This is a genomic window from Shewanella sp. SM71 (assembly GCF_025653905.1).
Lineage (GTDB): Bacteria > Pseudomonadota > Gammaproteobacteria > Enterobacterales > Shewanellaceae > Shewanella > Shewanella oncorhynchi.
The window spans coordinates 142320-159580 of the sequence record NZ_JAKKRW010000003.1; the positions used below are offsets into that span (position 1 = coordinate 142320).

Annotated in this window: 17 protein-coding genes; 8 read left to right on the forward strand and 9 right to left on the reverse strand. The window is 44.7% G+C overall.

Annotated elements, in window-relative coordinates; all coding sequences use genetic code 11:
• Positions 1 to 36: 36 nt before the first annotated feature.
• Entirely contained in the window at positions 37 to 954 is a 918-nt protein-coding gene (locus L5L97_RS04310; protein ID WP_173497563.1) for a LysR family transcriptional regulator, read from the reverse strand.
• A 135-nt stretch (positions 955 to 1089) separates the two neighbouring features.
• On the opposite strand from L5L97_RS04310, the gene xapA reads away from it, so the two are divergent.
• Positions 1090 to 1917 carry a xanthosine phosphorylase gene (xapA, locus tag L5L97_RS04315; RefSeq protein ID WP_173497564.1) on the forward strand — a complete coding sequence of 276 codons (828 nt, stop codon included), beginning with the start codon at positions 1090 to 1092 and terminating at the stop codon, positions 1915 to 1917.
• A gap of 211 nt (positions 1918 to 2128) precedes the next feature.
• Here the strand turns inward: xapA and L5L97_RS04320 are convergent, their stop codons facing one another.
• A complete protein-coding gene (locus tag L5L97_RS04320) occupies positions 2129 to 2629 on the reverse strand; it encodes a hotdog fold domain-containing protein (RefSeq protein ID WP_173497565.1) in 501 nt (166 codons plus the stop codon).
• A gap of 224 nt (positions 2630 to 2853) precedes the next feature.
• Between L5L97_RS04320 and L5L97_RS04325 the strand changes: the two genes are divergently transcribed.
• Together L5L97_RS04325 and L5L97_RS04330 are read left to right on the forward strand one after the other, a co-directional pair.
• Complete coding sequence (locus L5L97_RS04325) at positions 2854 to 3768, forward strand: DUF368 domain-containing protein (RefSeq protein WP_168823005.1); 915 nt, start codon at positions 2854 to 2856, stop codon at positions 3766 to 3768.
• A gap of 227 nt (positions 3769 to 3995) precedes the next feature.
• Positions 3996 to 5570, forward strand: a complete 1575-nt coding sequence (locus L5L97_RS04330) for a hypothetical protein (protein WP_263181250.1) — start codon at positions 3996 to 3998, stop codon at positions 5568 to 5570.
• A gap of 92 nt (positions 5571 to 5662) precedes the next feature.
• On the opposite strand, the gene L5L97_RS04335 is transcribed toward L5L97_RS04330, so the two are convergent.
• From L5L97_RS04335 to L5L97_RS04345, 3 genes are read right to left on the reverse strand one after another with little or no spacing between them, the layout of a single operon-like run.
• Positions 5663 to 6322, reverse strand: coding sequence for a transcriptional regulator (locus tag L5L97_RS04335; protein ID WP_113939392.1), 660 nt, complete (start codon positions 6320 to 6322; stop codon positions 5663 to 5665).
• Between the two features lie 50 nt (positions 6323 to 6372).
• Positions 6373 to 7647 carry a serine dehydratase subunit alpha family protein gene (locus L5L97_RS04340; protein ID WP_263181251.1) on the reverse strand — a complete coding sequence of 425 codons (1275 nt, stop codon included), beginning with the start codon at positions 7645 to 7647 and terminating at the stop codon, positions 6373 to 6375.
• 24 nt (positions 7648 to 7671) lie between these two features.
• Positions 7672 to 8055, reverse strand: a complete 384-nt coding sequence (locus L5L97_RS04345) for a RidA family protein (RefSeq protein ID WP_168823011.1) — start codon at positions 8053 to 8055, stop codon at positions 7672 to 7674.
• A 256-nt stretch (positions 8056 to 8311) separates the two neighbouring features.
• Here L5L97_RS04345 and L5L97_RS04350 point away from each other — a divergent pair, with 256 nt between their 5' ends.
• Positions 8312 to 9583, forward strand: a complete 1272-nt coding sequence (locus L5L97_RS04350) for an amino acid permease (protein ID WP_028761316.1) — start codon at positions 8312 to 8314, stop codon at positions 9581 to 9583.
• A gap of 113 nt (positions 9584 to 9696) precedes the next feature.
• Here the strand turns inward: L5L97_RS04350 and L5L97_RS04355 are convergent, their stop codons facing one another.
• From L5L97_RS04355 to L5L97_RS04365, 3 genes are read right to left on the reverse strand one after another with little or no spacing between them, the layout of a single operon-like run.
• Entirely contained in the window at positions 9697 to 11316 is a 1620-nt protein-coding gene (locus tag L5L97_RS04355) for a methyl-accepting chemotaxis protein (protein ID WP_263181253.1), read from the reverse strand.
• A 44-nt stretch (positions 11317 to 11360) separates the two neighbouring features.
• Positions 11361 to 11771: a phosphate ABC transporter substrate-binding protein gene (locus L5L97_RS04360; RefSeq protein ID WP_105251847.1), complete on the reverse strand. Its 411-nt coding sequence runs from the start codon at positions 11769 to 11771 to the stop codon at positions 11361 to 11363.
• 9 nt (positions 11772 to 11780) lie between these two features.
• Positions 11781 to 12857 (reverse strand): porin, encoded by a 1077-nt coding sequence (locus L5L97_RS04365; protein ID WP_263181254.1) that lies wholly within the window; start codon positions 12855 to 12857, stop codon positions 11781 to 11783.
• 692 nt (positions 12858 to 13549) lie between these two features.
• On the opposite strand from L5L97_RS04365, the gene L5L97_RS04370 reads away from it, so the two are divergent.
• The 3 genes from L5L97_RS04370 to L5L97_RS04380 are packed head-to-tail and all read left to right on the forward strand — an operon-like array spanning position 13550 to position 15307.
• The gene (locus tag L5L97_RS04370; protein ID WP_263181255.1) at positions 13550 to 14692 is read left to right on the forward strand and encodes a transglutaminase-like domain-containing protein; all 1143 of its coding nucleotides are present in this window, start codon (positions 13550 to 13552) and stop codon (positions 14690 to 14692) included.
• A gap of 16 nt (positions 14693 to 14708) precedes the next feature.
• Positions 14709 to 15026, forward strand: a complete 318-nt coding sequence (locus L5L97_RS04375; protein WP_317629524.1) for a hypothetical protein — start codon at positions 14709 to 14711, stop codon at positions 15024 to 15026.
• Positions 15023 to 15307, forward strand: a complete 285-nt coding sequence (locus tag L5L97_RS04380) for a heavy-metal-associated domain-containing protein (protein ID WP_028761311.1) — start codon at positions 15023 to 15025, stop codon at positions 15305 to 15307. Before L5L97_RS04375 ends, L5L97_RS04380 begins: the two co-directional genes overlap by 4 nt.
• A gap of 153 nt (positions 15308 to 15460) precedes the next feature.
• On the opposite strand, the gene L5L97_RS04385 is transcribed toward L5L97_RS04380, so the two are convergent.
• On the reverse strand, positions 15461 to 15985 hold the full coding sequence (locus L5L97_RS04385; protein ID WP_263181259.1) for a hypothetical protein: 525 nt from the start codon (positions 15983 to 15985) through the stop codon (positions 15461 to 15463).
• Positions 15986 to 16258: 273 nt separating this feature from the next.
• Here L5L97_RS04385 and L5L97_RS04390 point away from each other — a divergent pair, with 273 nt between their 5' ends.
• Positions 16259 to 17212, forward strand: a complete 954-nt coding sequence (locus L5L97_RS04390; protein WP_263181261.1) for a YbgA family protein — start codon at positions 16259 to 16261, stop codon at positions 17210 to 17212.
• The last annotated feature ends 49 nt before the right edge of the window (positions 17213 to 17261 follow it).

Here is a 17261-nt window from a genome sequence, read left to right on the forward strand (position 1 = left end):
TATTGCACTCAGCATAGCATTCGTTTGGGAGACAATCTAAATGGTTTTGATTTGTTGCTTCAATAAGTCCCTCAGGCTATCGATAATCGGCAGCGAAGCTATTTCTGGCCGATAAATCAGGCAGATATCGGCGGGGATGGTTTGTTTTAACTTAATAAATTTTACCCTAGGCCAAGGTTGTGAAGCATAACTTTGCGGCACTATGGATACCCTGTTATCGCCAGTGATGATGGCCATCAAGCTATTGGGCTCGACCATTTCCTGTACTAATTGCGGCATAAATCCTGCGGCCTGACAGCTGGCGATAATTAAATCGCTAGAGGCGGAATTGGCACGGCTGAGTAAGGTAAAGGGCTCATCTTTGAGTTCACTCAAGTCGATGCTTTTGCGTCTGGCTAAGGGATGCTTACTTGCCAGTGCTAACACCATAGGTTCGCTGGTGATGGTTTCGGCGAGAAGGTGCGGCAAATTTAAGGTATCGGCGTAGCGCACTAGGCCAAAATCGATTTCTTGATGTGCTAAGGCGACTTTTTGAGTTTCGGGTGATAACTCTTGAAATATCAGCTCATTATTAGGGCATTGCTTACGAAAGCTTTTCAGTATGTCACCAAATCCCATCCAAAACAGCGAGCTCATGATGCCAATTCGAATATGGTTTCTATCGAGTCGCCCAAGCTGAGCCACTTGTTCCAATGAGATATTCACCAGTTCGAATATTTGCTCGCACTTCTCTCTTAACAATTGGCCATAGGGCGTGAGTTCGACCTGACGAGTGCTGCGGGTGAATAGCTCAACGCCAAGGAGCGATTCTAGCTCTTTGATTTGTGCACTCAGCGGAGATTTCGATAAATGCAGTTGCTCGGCGGCAGCGGTGAAGTTTTTCACTTCAGCCACTCGATGGAAATACCGCAGCATCTTCAAGGTGACGAGTTCAGGTGCGTTTATCTTGCTCATCTTAGGCTCATTATTTTCAGTTATTGTCATTTTTATCAGCACAATAGTGCGATTAATCGCGATTATTTACAACCCTAAGCCCGCTTATACTGAGGGTCGTTTACTCTTTCATTCCTTTGCTATGAGGTACCTTGTATGAGCCATGATCCCGTTATTAATGCCCTTGCGACGATTCGAGCCCGTAAACCGAATTTCTCTCCCCGTGCTGCTATGATTTTGGGCTCAGGGCTTGGCGCGTTTGCCGATAATTTAGATAACAAAGTAGTGATCCCCTATGAAGAGTTAGACGGCTTTCCTGTGAGTACCGTCGTCGGTCATTCGGGAGAGCTCGTGCTCGGCAGCTTACATGGCATCGATATAGTGTGCATGAAAGGCCGCGGGCATTTTTACGAGCACCAAAGCATGAAGGTGATGACGACGCCTGTGCGTACTTTCAAACGTTTAGGGTGTGAATTGTTACTCGTGACTAACGCTGCGGGATCATTACGGCCAGAGCGGATCGGCGTGGGATCATTAGTGATTTTCAGCGATCACATTAATACTATGCCGGGTACGCCCATGACGGGCGCAAATGATGATAACTACGGTCCACGCTTTTTTAGCCTAGCCAATGCTTATGATAAAAACCTGAGATCAGAAGCCTTAAGTGTCGCAAAAACCGCAGGCATTGAAGTGAATCAAGGGGTCTTTGTGTCTTACTCTGGCCCGTGTTTTGAAACCGCGGCTGAAATCCGCATGATGCAAATCATCGGTGGCGATGTAGTGGGGATGTCCGTAGTGCCAGAAGTGATTTCGGCGGCGCATTGTGGTTTGCCCGTGTTGGCTGTGTGTGCCATTACCAATATGGCAGAAGGATTGGGGGACGTGCAGTTGTCCCATGAACAAACCTTAAAATGTGCCAAGCTTGCTGAAGCCGACTTTATCCGTTTAATTGAGCGTTTTACCGCAAGCCATTTCGCTTAATATTTTGCATAACTGGGCTGCTCTATTGCGATAGGGCTGCGATTTTAAAAGCTCGTATCTAACAGTTCGTACTTAAACGTGAGCGAGCAAGGCGCCGCGCAATTCAGTTAACTGAATGTTTTTGCGAAATACGGCTGAAGGTTAAAAAGTAAAGGGAGCAAAGCTCCCTTTTTACATGCTGACATTAAGTGTAAGTCTTGATTCAAAGCGTTTATTTTTGCGGTTTTTCTGAAATCCACAATTTGATATGTCCTTTCACCACAACCACTCCTTGGGTGTCGTAGGCGGTAACGGGGACCAGCATATCGCCAGGAGTCCATTGCTCTGGTGTCACTTCGGCGATACATAAAATATCGCTGCCTGCTTTAGCTGTATAATCCAAACTCATGCCCTTAGGTATCCAACGTAAATGTTTTGGAATTGAAGCTTCGGCCATCACGCCCATGGCCATTTCTAGACCATTACAAATCGCAATCACATGTACAGTTTTTATATGATTATGAACGGCATGGCGTTTTTTAATTAAACAGGCGCAATGATTAAGGCGTAATTCAGTGATCAGTGGTTTGATGGTGCCGAAATAGGGCGCCATGCGTGAAACCATGATTGAAAACAGTTGTTGGCCGAAGGGATAACGGCGAGTTTTGTGGTAGAGCGCGAGCACTTTATTAGGTTTTTGTTCTGCAGTGCTAGAAGAGTCTGTCTGGCTCATGGTTATCCTTAATAAAGGTGCAAAGGGGTGTTGTTATTTTGAGCCTGTTCCAAGTTGAGCTTGGGTTGCTCTGGTCGGATGAGTGTAACATTAGGATAACAACAAATACCAGTCGGCTTAATTAAGTAAACTTCATTTCGCGGTTTTAAGTGTAACACCGTATAATTGCGGCCAATTTGTCGTGTAGCGGCAATGGCATGTTGATTTAACTACAAGGACTCACAGTGAAATATTTGCTGACGTATTTTAAGGGAATGGCCATGGGCGCTGCTGATGTTGTGCCTGGCGTTTCGGGCGGCACCATAGCGTTTATTACGGGTATTCTCGATACTTTGCTCGATAGTGTAAAACGCATTAATCCTTCCCTTTGGGGCGTAATCAAGTCGCAGGGCATAAAAGGGGCATTTGCCCATATTAATGGTGGCTTTTTAGTGAGTCTGCTGGCGGGGATCCTGACCAGTATTTTTACCTTTGCGAAGCTGATTTCTTGGTTGTTGGCGGTACATCCCATCCCGATCTGGTCGTTCTTTTTTGGGCTTATTCTTATCTCTGTCGTGCATATGCTTAAACAAGTGAGTGGTTTCACTGTGGCACGTTTAGGGTTATTTGCGCTTGGTGTGCTGGCTGCATGGGCGATTACGGTGCTGAATCCGGTCGCGGTAGAAGCCAGTTACATGAATATCTTTTTCGGCGGCGCGATTGCGATTTGCGCTATGGTATTGCCAGGAATTTCAGGCAGTTTCATCTTATTATTGTTAGGGTTATATCCTGTGGTCCTCGCTGCCGCTAAAAATATTCAGCTGGATATTTTGGCCTGTTTTGCTGCTGGTGCCGTGATGGGATTACTGACGTTCAGCCATTTATTGTCGGCGCTGCTGCGTAAATACCATGATGCCACTATCGTGTTTCTAACCGGATTAATGTTAGGTACCTTAGGTAAAATTTGGCCATGGAAAGAAATCTTAACTTGGCGGACCAACTCCCACGGCGAACAAGTACCTTTGCTGGAGCAAAATATTTCCCCGCTTAATTTTGAGCAAGTAACGGGTCAGCCTTCACAACTGCTGTTCGCCATTGTGTGTATGTTAGCGGCGATTGCACTGGTTTGGGGGTTAGAGAAAGTGGGCAAAAGAGATTAGCCCTTTGTTACCTCAACATCATATCCAATAAAAGCAGCGAGATACGCTGCTTTTATTTTTTTACTCATATGCTCATCTTACTTGAATCAGGCCAGCTTTCGACTTTAGGGCAATGTCATTTTAGCCCTGTTTTGGTTACAATCACAGTTCACATTTAGCGTACTCAGTCGACGTTATGTTCTAGTTTAAACTCAGTGAGAGTTTGCAGTTACGATAAGGATATACTTGTGGATAAAAAACAGGTCTCGTGGGGCGGTGTAGCGCTGGCGATTTTTGCTTTGGGTCATGTGGTTAACTTACTCATAGATAAACAGGATTCTGATATATCGCCCGAATTAAAACAGCAAATTTCTGACACGATCTTGGCTCACAGATCACCATCCACCGCGAATAATTCATTAACGTCCATCCCGAGCAATCTTGAGGTGGCCGACGATTCTACCAAAATCCCTATGCCTGCCCAGTTAGTCCAAGTGAGTCAAATCTACAGTAATCTCAGTGCATTTGCGGTACTCAAGCAAGACGGTACTGTGGTGGCATGGGGCGATGCTGAATGTGGTGGCGATATCAATAATGCCGCAGAGCCTCTGGTCAATGTAAAAGAGTTATACGCGGCGGAGAATACCTGTGGTTTTGCGGCCTTAACCCGTGATGACAAACTTATCCCTTGGGGGATGGGGATGAAGCAAGTGCTGACAGGCGTTCGTTCTTTTGTGTTGGCAGAAGGGCTTTATGCGGCCATCAAACAAGATGGTAGTGTAGTCAGTTGGTCTAATCTGGATTCAACACCAGCCGAACTGCTCTCGGGTCAATATGCTGCGCCTGCGATGACCAATATTGATTTTGTGTTGATTAATAAAGGTGCCTTTGCTGCCTTAAAGCTGGGGGGAGCAGTAGTGACTTGGGGCGATGCCGCTTATGGTGGTGATAGTCGCCACGTGGCCTCTGAGCTTAACCATGTCGATCTGCTCTATGCCAACAATAATGCTTTTACCGCGAGGACTGCGACGGGGAAATTAGTGTCTTGGGGCGGGGTCAGCGATGATCAAAAAGGCCGCGAACAACTGGCAAAACTCAGCCAATTAGCGCCTGCCGTGAAAGTTGTCAACACGGATCATGGGTTTGCGGCGCTGCTGGCGGATGGCAGCGTATATACCTGGGGTGAGGGCGAATTGACTGAGTATCATGTCGCGTTTCCAGCGCGTTTATCTACTACAAAACGCGCCAATAAAGTGATTGATATTTATGCAAATCGTGGCGCGTTTGCCGCCTTAACCATCAGTCGTCAACTGCACGTATGGGGCAGTAAATTCAATGGTGCCGATACATCAGTCCTACAGGATAAGTTGCAAAAAGTGCACAAGGTTTATCCCTTTGAGGAGGGTTTTGTCGCGCTACGCAAGGATAATACGGCCATTGCTTGGGAAGGTTGGGACTTGGTAGACAAGCAGCCACGTTATCAAGAAGTCACTCAGGTGAGCAAAGTGGTGACCTATGAGCGGGAGTTTGCCTTTTTAAAACAGGATGGCACTGTGGTTGATGGCCACTCTGGACCCAAAACTGAAATTACCCAAGCAACGGATATTTTCCCGACAGGTTTAGGGTTTACGGTTAAACGACAAGATGGTTCGATTGCGGTGTGGATGGGAGGCGAGGCTGCGTTAACATTAGACAAAAAAGCCGTTGATTTGAGCCAAATGCGCGACATTCGCAGCAATTTGCTCGATGCCATTGCCTTAATGGCCGATGGCACAGTGCAGGCATGGAATATGATGGGCTTTAGCGGACAAGCTGCGCAATAACAAGCGCAATCACAAGTGCAAAAATAATAAAACGAAAGGGCTAAGGTTATTTACACCTTAGCCCTTTCTATTTAGGCGAGTTTTTTCTCGCTTTAAGCTTGATTGGCTTTGATTTCCCGCAGATAGCGATAAATCGAATGCACTGAAATCCCCAATCGAGTGGCCGCGACTTGGGCACTGTCCTTGAGTTCGAAAATCCCTAACTCATGCAATTGATTGACGATTTCGCGACTCTTTTGTGAAGGTGAAATCGCGGGATTCGCGCGAACCTCATGGTTCACACTGTCGATAGTGCTATGGAGCGCTTCATCGATATTGCGGGCAAACACCTCGGGCGAGCTGGTCAGTTCGCTGCCAAGGAGTTGCTCTGGCATCATAGTGCGCAGTACTGATTGCAGTGGTGCATCCATGTCGCTGTTAATACACAGCAACCCTATGGGTTGATTTTTACTGTTACGGATCACCGTCGTAATTGATCTTAGCGTCTTACCATTGGCACATTTAGTCAGGTAAGAGTTGGAAATATCCTGACCGGTTTTGAGCTTGAGCAAGGCAAGGTTGGTTATTGGAGCACCCACTTCACGGCCTGTGACATGGCCATTGGCAATTTTGACCACAGACGGATGTTTCGCATCTAGGCTGTGCAATACCACTTCTGTGTGTTGACCATACATGGCAGCGATGCCATCGACGATATTTTCGATGGATTTCAGAATATCCAGATCACTTTGCGTTAAATCTTGCAGTTTCACAATTTCAACCTTTAGTTATTAACCCGCCAATATTCAGCGGGTTAAAATCATCATGCCGACATAATATCGATAATAGTGACATCTGTGGATGACATGCCATTGAGGATCATTTTGCCAATGTTTTTAATGGTTTTCTCTACATCGGTAGCAATAATACCTTGGCCTGAGACATTGTGACTACTGAGCGCCATCAAAAATGAGCGCACGGCCGCACTGGATGAAGTGCTAACCTTCATGGCGCAGGATGCTTTAGCGCCGTCACACACCATGCCAGAGCTGTCGCTGATCACGTTTTGAATCGCGAAACAGGATTGTTCGAACGAGCCATCAGCTAAATACACCATGGCCATAGAAGCGGCTGCGCTGGTGACTGTATTGCCACAAAATGCCGACAGTGGTGGATAATGGGACTTGATATAAATCGCTCCTAGATGGCTCATAATCAAGGCGCGGGCGAGTTTTTCTTCCGAAACCTTATAACATTGTGCCGTCAATACCACAGGAATAGTTGCCGCTATGCCTTGATTACCACTGCCAAGATTGCTCATGGCGGGCAAGTTTGCCCCGCCCATGCGCGCATCGGATGCTGCAGCAGTTAACATGACGATTTTGTTCAGTAAGTCTTCACCGATAATGCCTGCGGCTATGCCGCTTTTCATGGTGCGGCCGACTTCCAGCCCATAGGGATTCGCCATGCCTTCATCGGATAATTTGCCATTTAGCTCAGAGGCTTCGAGAATGAATTTGATCTCTTCAAAGGGGACGTCTTCGGCGAAGCGATAAATGGACTCGATAGTGATATCTACCCCTTCACAAATAGAACCTGTTGCGGTGGCTTTCGCACTATCGACACTAAAGACGGATTCGCCGTTGAGGCGCTTCTCGGCGATCAGTGTATGGCCGCCGCAGATTTTCACTAGGGCTTCGCGGTCGCCTTTTTTCGCGATGACACAACAATAGATAAATTCTGCTGTTTCGGTGCGCTCGACCGTCACCTTGCCCGCATCGATAAGGGCCTGTGCTCTGGCGACTTGTTCTGGCTTGATCACAGCCAATACTTCTAAGCCCGCATCCGGATTACCCGCAATGGCGCCTGCTGCAGCGGCAATTGCCAGACCGATTTTGCCTGTGCCAGGCACAAACACGCCCATAGAGTTTTTATAAAGATTGTCAGACACTTGTACTGCAATTGAATCGGGTTCAACACCCAGCAAGGCGCGGGCGACGGCGGCGGCGTAAGCGGCGGCGATGGGCTCTGTGCAGCCTAATGCGGGCTTAACCACTTGTTTAATGATTTGAATATACTGCTGCCATTGGGGTTTCATGAGCTTACAACCTTATGTTAATGCTTAAATTTTAACGTGTGCTATCGCTTCAACTTCTACTTTAACGCCCAGTGGAAGGTCCTTCACCGCAAAACAGCTACGAGCTGGGCAGTCGGTTTTAAAATAGGTTTTATACACTTCGTTAAAGGCGGCAAAGTCACTGATCTCTGCAAGATAACAAGTGGTTTTAAGAATCGTGTCTAAGCTGCCACCACCTGCTTCGAGCACGTATTTGAGATTCTCTAATGATTGAATCGATTGCTCAGTAATCCCACCGTCAACTACGCTGCCTTTCTTTTTACAAACAGGGAGTTGGCCAGAGGTAAAAATGAGGTTGCCATAGGCTGTGCCATGGGAATAAGGGCCAATGGCCGCGGGAGCACGTTCTGCGTGAATAATAGTTTTCATTGTCTCTCCAACTTGCAAATAAAATTGAATGCCTAGGTCGGCGTATGTGCAACATTATTTGTATTTTTATGTTTTATTGCAATTATTTTTTAATGAATTTCATTTTACACTGCGGTTTGTGCGCTATTTATCTCGTTTTCAGTCAAGTTGTGAGCTTTAACTCTTTGTTCAACAAAAGTTGAGTATTTTGATTGCTGAGTTTGTTTTGTTCAAATATATTTGCACAAAATAATACCAACTAGGTAAAGGTGAAATGATGGATGCAACAATTACTGCTGCACAGTGGAAAGCAGATACCCGCTTCGATAGTACGGATTGGGGCTGGATTATCATGAGTATCGGAATGGCGATTGGCGCGGGGATCGTATTCTTGCCTGTGCAGGTCGGTTTGATGGGGTTATGGGTTTTCTTACTGTCTGGCATTATTGGCTATCCTGCCATGTATATGTTCCAACGGTTGTTTATCAATACCTTAGCAGAATCTCCAGAATGTAAGGATTACCCGAGTGTGATTTCGGGTTACTTAGGTAAAAACTGGGGTATGTTGTTGGGTGGTTTGTATTTCATCATGCTGGTCATTTGGGTGTTCGTTTATTCAACGGCCATTACAAACGACAGTGCTTCATTTTTGCAAAGTTTTGGGGTCACTAAAGCGTTATTGTCAGAAAATCCTTTCTATGGTTTAGCCTTGATCTGCGGTCTTGTTGCTTTAGCCTCCCGCGGTGAGAATCTTTTGTTTAAGATCTCTACTTTTATGGTACTGACTAAGTTGGGCGTTGTCGCCGTGCTAGGGTTATTGATGGTGGATAAATGGGATATCAATAATATCGGCGCTATCCCTGCAACGGGAGATTGGTTAAAAGATGCGGTCGTTATGCTGCCCTTTACGCTAACATCGATTCTGTTTATTCAAAGTTTAAGCCCTATGGTGATTTCATACCGTTCGCGGGAAAAATCCCTTGCGGTAGCACGCTTTAAAGCGATGCGCGCCATGAACATTGCCTTTGGTGTCTTGTTTGTCGTGGTGTTCTTTTATGCCGTGTCATTCACTCTAGCAATGGGACATGATCAGGCCGTGCGTGCATCGGAAGAAAATATCTCGGCTCTTGCTATGGTTGCCCAAGGTATGCAGGGACAAACACTGAAATTGCTGAGTTTGACCTTGAATATTTTTGCGGTGATGACGGCTTACTTTGGCGTATATCTCGGTTTTAGGGAAGCTTGCCAAGGATTGACCATGAACATGCTGCGCCGTTATATGCCTGAAGATCGTATCAACAAAAAGCTTGTTGGTTACGGCATTATGATTTTTACCATTCTATTATCTTGGGGCGCGATTGTGTTGAATGCGCCAGTGCTGAGCTTTACGTCGATTTGTAGTCCAATTTTTGGTTTAGTGGGTTGTTTGATACCCGCTTATTTAGTGTACCAAGTACCTGCATTACATAAGTACAAGGGTGTGTCGCTGTATATCATTATTATCACAGGCTTATTGCTGTGCGTATCCCCCTTCTTAGCGTTTAGTTAACACGGATAAAGTGGTACAAAAAGATAAGCTTTAAGGAATTAAAAAACCGGTGTTAAGTGTAAACTTAATACCGGTTTTCTGTGTTAAGTCATCATTTCGATAATGCTCTATGGTCAAAGTTTGAATTGAGATGTGGCGTTTTTTAGTTCATCAGCAAAATCGACTAATCCCTCAGAAACATTGCGAACCTGCGACAGAATTTGCAATGTCTGTTCAAATGAAGTGTTCATATTGACGACGTTATCGACCACTTGAGAAGCAACCGAGGCTTGCTCCTCCGTTGCCGAGGCGATGTGAGTATTCATACTATTGATACTGACAATCTGCTGTTGAATTGATTTCAGTGCACGCCCTGTATTTTGAGCATTGGTTTCATTTTCCGATGACTTCGACATCGCCACATTCATGGTATTGACCGAGGAAATGGCCGCCGTTTTAAGGTTTTGTAACACATGGCGAATTTCAGTGGTTGCATCGGCTGTTTTAGAGGCGAGAGCGCGAACCTCATCAGCGACTACGGCAAAGCCTCGTCCTTGCTCACCTGCGCGGGCGGCTTCGATGGCGGCATTAAGTGCCAACAGGTTGGTTTGCTCGGCAATAGAGGTAATCACATTTAAGATAGAGGTGACATTTTCAGTATCTCTGGCGAGCTCGTTGATTGAGTTAGAAGCCGCCTGAATTCCTGTATTTAATTGCTGTGAAATATCGATTGTGCGCTGAACGACTGTCATACCTTGCATCGCTTCTTTCTCCGCGACCTGTGCTGCACTGGCGGCTTGGCGGGCATTTTGCGAGATTTCGATGACAGAGTGACGCATGTCTTCCATTGAGACTTGTACTGCGCTGGCATCATGGCTTTGCCGCTGGGTGGCATGCGTCGCATCTTCCATGCGCTGTTTGAGTGAGCGCGAGCTATCAAGTAAGGGATCGGTAACATTCACCACCCTTCGAATAGAATCTCCGAGCAAGCGAAGAAATCGATTGAAGTTACTTGATACTTGGCCGAGTTCATCGCTACCAGATACTTTGAGCTGATGACTAAGATCGCCTTTTCCATCGGCCAGCTCACTCAGTGACTGGGCGACATTACGCGCAGATGAGCTGATAGCACGTGCAATGGCAATAGTGACAATCAACATCACGATCAGCAAAGCGATGCCGATGGAGAGGGTGAGCCACAAACTTTGCGCAGATCTGTCGCCAGCTTCTTTTATCGATTGTTTAAATTCGAGTACTTTGCTTTGTTTGTAATCTTGTATTTCATTAAGTACAGCTTCATAGGCTTGGGATTTTTCTTGGCTGATCTGGCCAATGTTTGCCATATCAATCGTACCCGCCAACATGCCTTTAGCCAGCTTAATCGTCATGTCGTTATAGCGGGTTAATTTAGCAGATAGATTACTGAGTTTATTGGCTTGTGAGGGATCGACACTATCTAATTGTTGCAGGTTTTTACGTAGAGATTCATACATAGTACCTGCATTCGTTAACAGGTCTTCGTCGGCAAAAGAAACCGATTGAGTGTAAAGTTCATCGAGTCGTTGGATAAAAAACACGTTTTGATTGGCGAGTTCAACTCTTTGGTAAACTTGCTGCTCCATATAATTAAGTGTGGTGCGATTTTTATTTATGGAGATGACACTAATGCTTAAGTTTAAAGCGAAAATGATGACAGCTAAAATAAATATCGCGATAACTTTTTTAAAAATAGAAATATCATTAAAGAAATTCATCCCTTGCCCCCAAGTTGTGCCGAGCTTGAGCTCGGCACTCCAATCTAAAACTCGGCAATAACTTTTACCGAATCATTGGCCTCACTACTATCAATATAGCCAATAATATTGGGGTTCGATGCAACTAATTTTATCATCTCCGCCCCACTAGTGACTTCCTTGGGTGGCGTTCCTTTGCCTGTAAATACTTTTTGTGACCAATATGACTTAAGTTGGCTGGATGACTTGCCCAGCACTTTAGTATCAAAGGTTTCCCTTAAGGGCATAGCACTGTCAAGATTGACCGGCACGGCCTGCGCTCCACCAGGAAAGGTCTTTGTTTTCCCTAGAAAAATATTTTCAATAACCTTTTGGTCGACAGTGTCTGCATTACTGGGATGAACGATGACAACCACACCAGCAAATAGTGGCATTGAGACTAAGCTGAGTAGGATTAAGCAAAGTAACTTATTCATTCCTCTCTCCTAAAATACTAAGTCAATGCCAAGACTGATGGATTTCGAATCCCCTGCGACTTTCATGCCTGTGCCACCGTCATCTTTAACGTCATCATACTGAATTTTAAAGGCCGCCGAAGGATGGAAATCCCAACGTATACCTGCAGAACTTGTATGGTGAACTTCACCGCCTTCACCATCATTGAAGTCCGAATAGGAAATGTAAGGCATTACTGAATCGATACGATAGCCGAACGAGAGAAGATAAGTATCTAGATTACTCCCATCGAGATCTAAGCGGTTAAGCTCAGATAAAAAAAGGAAATTCTCATAATCTATATTAACGGATAGGCCATAAAACTTACCCGTACGTTGGTTGCTACCATTCCATTCCTGCTGAATACCACCAATATAACGTTCGTTAGTATATTGCATATGCGTGAGGCGAATATCTAACCAATCTTTGTTGAATTGAACAACAATACCGCCTATATCCTTCCATACTTCTCGGGTATTTTCGAGGAAGAAAAAATCAGATAAAAGCTTATTAGGTTCGCTATCTTCGCTACCGTAATAAACTTGTCCAGACATAGTCCAGTCGCCAATTAAATAGTTATATAAGGCGCTGACACCTGTGTAGTTAAATATTTGCCATGTGTAGTTATCTGCGGGTGGACGTATCCAAGGATAAGCATATCCAACATCAAAAAAGTCACTGTAATAGTAGAGCGGTAAGCGTTTTTTACCTCCTTGTACTGTCCAATGATCATTGATCTCATAGGACAGATAAGCCCATTCAAAACTTGCCGAAAAGTCATCAGCCCCGCGGGAAACAACCTGTGCAGTGGCAGATAAACCTTCGAGTAAATCCGCTGAGAATTGAATACCAAATAAGGTATCGGGTTTGAAACTAATATCTTCATCATAGGCGCCAACGAGTGGATAGTCGGCGAGAAAGGTGGGGCCTAAATCAAACTCTGCAACGCCCGAACCTTCGAGAACTTGACCAGTAACAACTGAGGCAAAACCTGAAATGTTGACTTCTGCATAAACGGTGGAGCTGAGCAAAAGTGAGCAAAGACCTAATGAAAGCTTATGTTTCATAAAAAAGCCCTTTAAGTGAGTATATTCGTTTTTAAGCCTAGAACAGGCACAAACATACGCAAACTTTTATTAAACATTTTTGCAACATAGTGGTCTGACTCCCATTTTGAAAGATAAGTTTGATATCTTATGAGTATAAAGCGTTAGGTAATTCGAGCTAACTTAAGTCAAAACTGCAAGTTCAATATTCTAAATTTGGAATGATTACTCAGCCATACCCATTAAGCTGTTCAGGTGAGACTGTGATCTCCCTGAAAACTGTTTCGAAAATTTGCCAAAGAATATTATTGATTTTGCTAAATGAGAGACTCAAAGCTTGAGTGAAAAGTGGTGAGATAATTATCTTTATTAACAATATTAGCTAAGGCTAAAGGTGGTTATTATTTAGCCTTTAGATTATAAAAATAACGTAATTGATACTTTTTTATTAAACTAAAATTGGGCTTTTTACATAAAAATGCTCTAAATCTATCATTGATTATGCTTGTTAAGTCAACGTCGATATTTATTCCATTTTCATGAGTATGCCAGCGCTGTAGCATATTTTACTGAGTCTTTTTCTCCGATGTAGTGGTTTTATACTGTATGGTTAGCGGCTTGATTGCTGCACAGTGCTATAGCACCTATAATCTTGCTCTCTTATGTTGAGTTTCTCTTCTTTCTAAACATGATCCAATAAAAGGAATGTCCTAATGCAAAGACGCAATTTTTTAAAAAGTGCGGCTATTTTGTCGACTGCGGGTTTTATCACGCCAGTACTGGCATCTTCCTCTAAATCGAGTGTCGTTGAACATAGCTCATGCGATGGACGCCGCCGTTTTACCTTAATCAATACTTACCATCTTATTGCCCCAGAAGGGTCAGAGGGTGTGGTTAAGTTGTGGATCCCTTTGCCCGAAGACACGCAATTCCAATTGGTGAGTCAGCTGAATTTTACGGGCAGTTTTAAAGACGCCTATATCAGTTCAAACAACAGTTATGGCGCCAAAACCCTGTTTGCGACTTGGCCCGATGCCAAAGCGAGCATGACAATAACGGTTGAGCTTGATATTGAAACGATAGATTGGGAACCCGTTAAAAGCGGCGCCTTAACCCATTACCGCACCCCAGAGCAGATACATTATCCTGCAGATGTTGAACGTTATTTGCTGCCGACTAAACACATGCCGATTAATGGTATTGTGAAGCAAACAGCAGATAAGATAGTTGGCAGCGAGACTGAACCACTGAAGCAAGCACGACTGATTTATCTTTGGGTTAGCGCTAATATGTTTCGCGATAATAGCGTGATTGGCTGTGGTACGGGTGATGTAGCAAGTATCCTCGAAAGTGGCAAGTTAGGCGGTAAGTGTACCGATATTAACTCAGTATTTGTGGCGCTAATGCGCGCAGTGGGGATCCCTGCCCGTGAGATGTTTGGGATTCGCTTAGGTCAGGCGATCAAGATGGGCGAATACTCTAAAAAGGCCTTGGGTAGTGCCGATGACAAAGGGGTTGCCGATGTCAGTGGTGGTCAACATTGTCGCGCAATGTTCTATTTAGCGGGTTATGGTTGGTTGCCAGCCGATCCTGCCGATGTGACAAAAATGCGTTTGACGGAGAAAAAGGAACACAGCGATCCCGCAGTTCAGGCCGTGAATGATTACCTCTTTGGCAATTGGGAAATGAACTGGGTTGGCTTTAACTATGGCCGCGACTTTGATTTATACCCTACAGCCGAACAGACACCCCTGAATAACTTTGGCTACCCTTATGCCGAAGTTGATGGCGATCCCGTGAACTATTATGAGCCTAAAGTGTTTGCCTATGACTATCAGTCAACCGAACAACGCTAAGGGCCTCTTAGCGACTATGGCCGCCGCAGTGGTTGCTGCGGTTGCTTCAAGCCTATGCTGTATTGCACCGTTTATTTATTTGGTGTTCGGGGTGTCGGCCGCAAGTCTGTCGGGGATTGAGCAACTGAGCTGGCTGCAAGTGCCCATGTTGATACTGTCGACTGGGCTGATTCTGATGGGATTTTGGCGGCTCTATTTTGCTAAAAAGCCACTGTGTACAGCGACGTTGAGTCGTACTCAGATGCTGTGGCTGTACTGGTTAACTGTACCTGTTGTGCTGGCATTTCAGTCATATCCTTTTGTATTACCTTGGTTATTAGAGGTGCTTGAATGAAGTTAGTGTTATTTCTCGCCTTAAGTCTGTGTTCAGCGTCGAGCTGGGCGGCAAACGTGTTGGTCACCTTAGATGTTAAGGGCATGACTTGTCCGCTATGTGTCACTGTCGTGAATAAAGCGCTGCGTAAAACCGATGGGGTGATTAAGGCCAAGGCTTCGTTAAAAACAGAGCAAGCCTTAGTGACAGTGCCAGAGGATTTTAATCTAGATAGTTTGCTTAAGGCCGTCGACGAAACTGGGTATAAGGGCAGTATTAATAAGGTAGAAAAACAATCCTAAGCGTTGGTGTCTTTAGTAACGGATTGAGCGACATTATAAAATATCAGTCTAGTTTTAAATGATTAGACTGATATTTCACCGAGAAAATACACTCAGTATCCCACCTGTTACTTCCTTCACTGCCTATTTTTTCCTTTGCGGGTCATTTCTTCGTTAGCTGTAATACACCTCGGACTCGATACGACGTTGCCGCTCTTCATTTTTCTCCGATGATTCTTTAATCAGATCCAATTTTTGCGCTTGCAGTAATTCTAGTTGCTTGGCTTTTTGTTCTTCAGATAGATTTTCATCGGCTGCAACCTTCGCCATTTCTTCATCTATCTTATTAATTTTATCCCTATCGACTCCTGTACGGTTATCTAGAATAGCCTGCATGGCTTTGTCCAACCTGTTGATGCTTTTGTCTGGTTCAGGCGTGCCTGCAATGGCTTGCACATTACCCGTGTAGCCTTGTTTAGCGTTAGGGGCCAGATGGCTATAGGTATCGGCAGTCGTTACCGATGCTGCAGAGGAGAGCGTTACAGTATCTTGGCTTATTGATGAAGTTAGATTCTCCGCCGTCATTGAATTTGCACGAGTTCCTAGGCCATTTGTGCTCGGCTCGACTTGCTTGAGTGGCACATTGGCATAACTTTTCGCAAAGGTATTGGTATAACTATTGGGGTTAATTGTGCTCATATTCGACTCCTTTATATATGAATCTGTCCCTTGGCCACCTGCGGTTTAAAATGTTGAGCGGTTAACTAATGGGTGTTGCTGGACGTTTCAATATTATCTGATGACAACTTTGCAGTTTGAATTAGCAAGTTATAGGCCAAGTTAGGTTTATTTGTGGTTGACTTATCAGGAGTCACTGTTAAACGATACTTTTAAAAAATATTTATACAAAAACTTGATCCTTGTACAACTATGGTCCGTAATTAGAAGCATAGTGATACAAGGAGTCGACTTATGTACAAGTTTAACCCGCAGCGAATTCAGATTGGGATCAGCGCTTGTCTATTGGGGGAGAAAGTTCGTTTTGATGGCGGACATAAAAATTCGACCTATTGTAATCAAGAGATTAAGCAATTTTTCGATTATGTGCCCATCTGTCCTGAAATGGCGATTGGCTTAGGTGCACCCCGGAAAAGTATCCGACTAGTCCGTGCTGGGGAAACCATCTTAGTTCAGAGTGGTGACGGTAGCTTAGATGTGACCGATAAGCTCAATGAATACAGCGAAAACAAGGTTGAAGAGCTCGATTTCCTCGGAGGATACTTATTTTGCGCTAAGTCGCCAACCTGCGGCATGGAGCGGGTAACAGAGTATAAAATTGGCACTAACAATGGTTCTAAGTCTGGCATTGGTGTATTTGCTCGCAAGTTGATGGAACGATATCCACTATTGCCCGTGGAGGAAGAAGGCCGCTTGCATGACATGGTGCTGCGGGAGAACTTTTTCACCCGCGTTTATGCCTATCACGATTGGCACCTGATGAAACATGAAGGGCTGACTAAGCATAAGTTAGTGAAGTTTCATTCCCGCTATAAATACCTATTAATGGCACACAGCCCGACATGGTATCGCGAGCTTGGTCCGATAGTGGCCAATATTGAGGATCTTGAGCAAAGCGTGACCCGCTACTTTGAAGGTTTTATGACGGCGCTGAAAATTAATGCGACCCGTAAAAATCATACCAGTACGCTGCAGCATATTCAGGGTTACTTTAAAAAGCATTTGAGCAAAGAGCAAAAGACAGAACTGTCTGAAGCGATTATGAAATATCGCCAAGGTCTATTGCCGTTATTAGTACCTATCACGCTCATTAACCATTATCTACGCGAATTTCCAACACCTTATATTGAAGAGCAAGTGTACTTAAACCCTCATCCTGAGGCGTTAAAGCTGCGCTATGCCTATTAACATTTATCTAATCGCATTCAGTTGATTTTAGCTTTTGATTTAGTGAGTT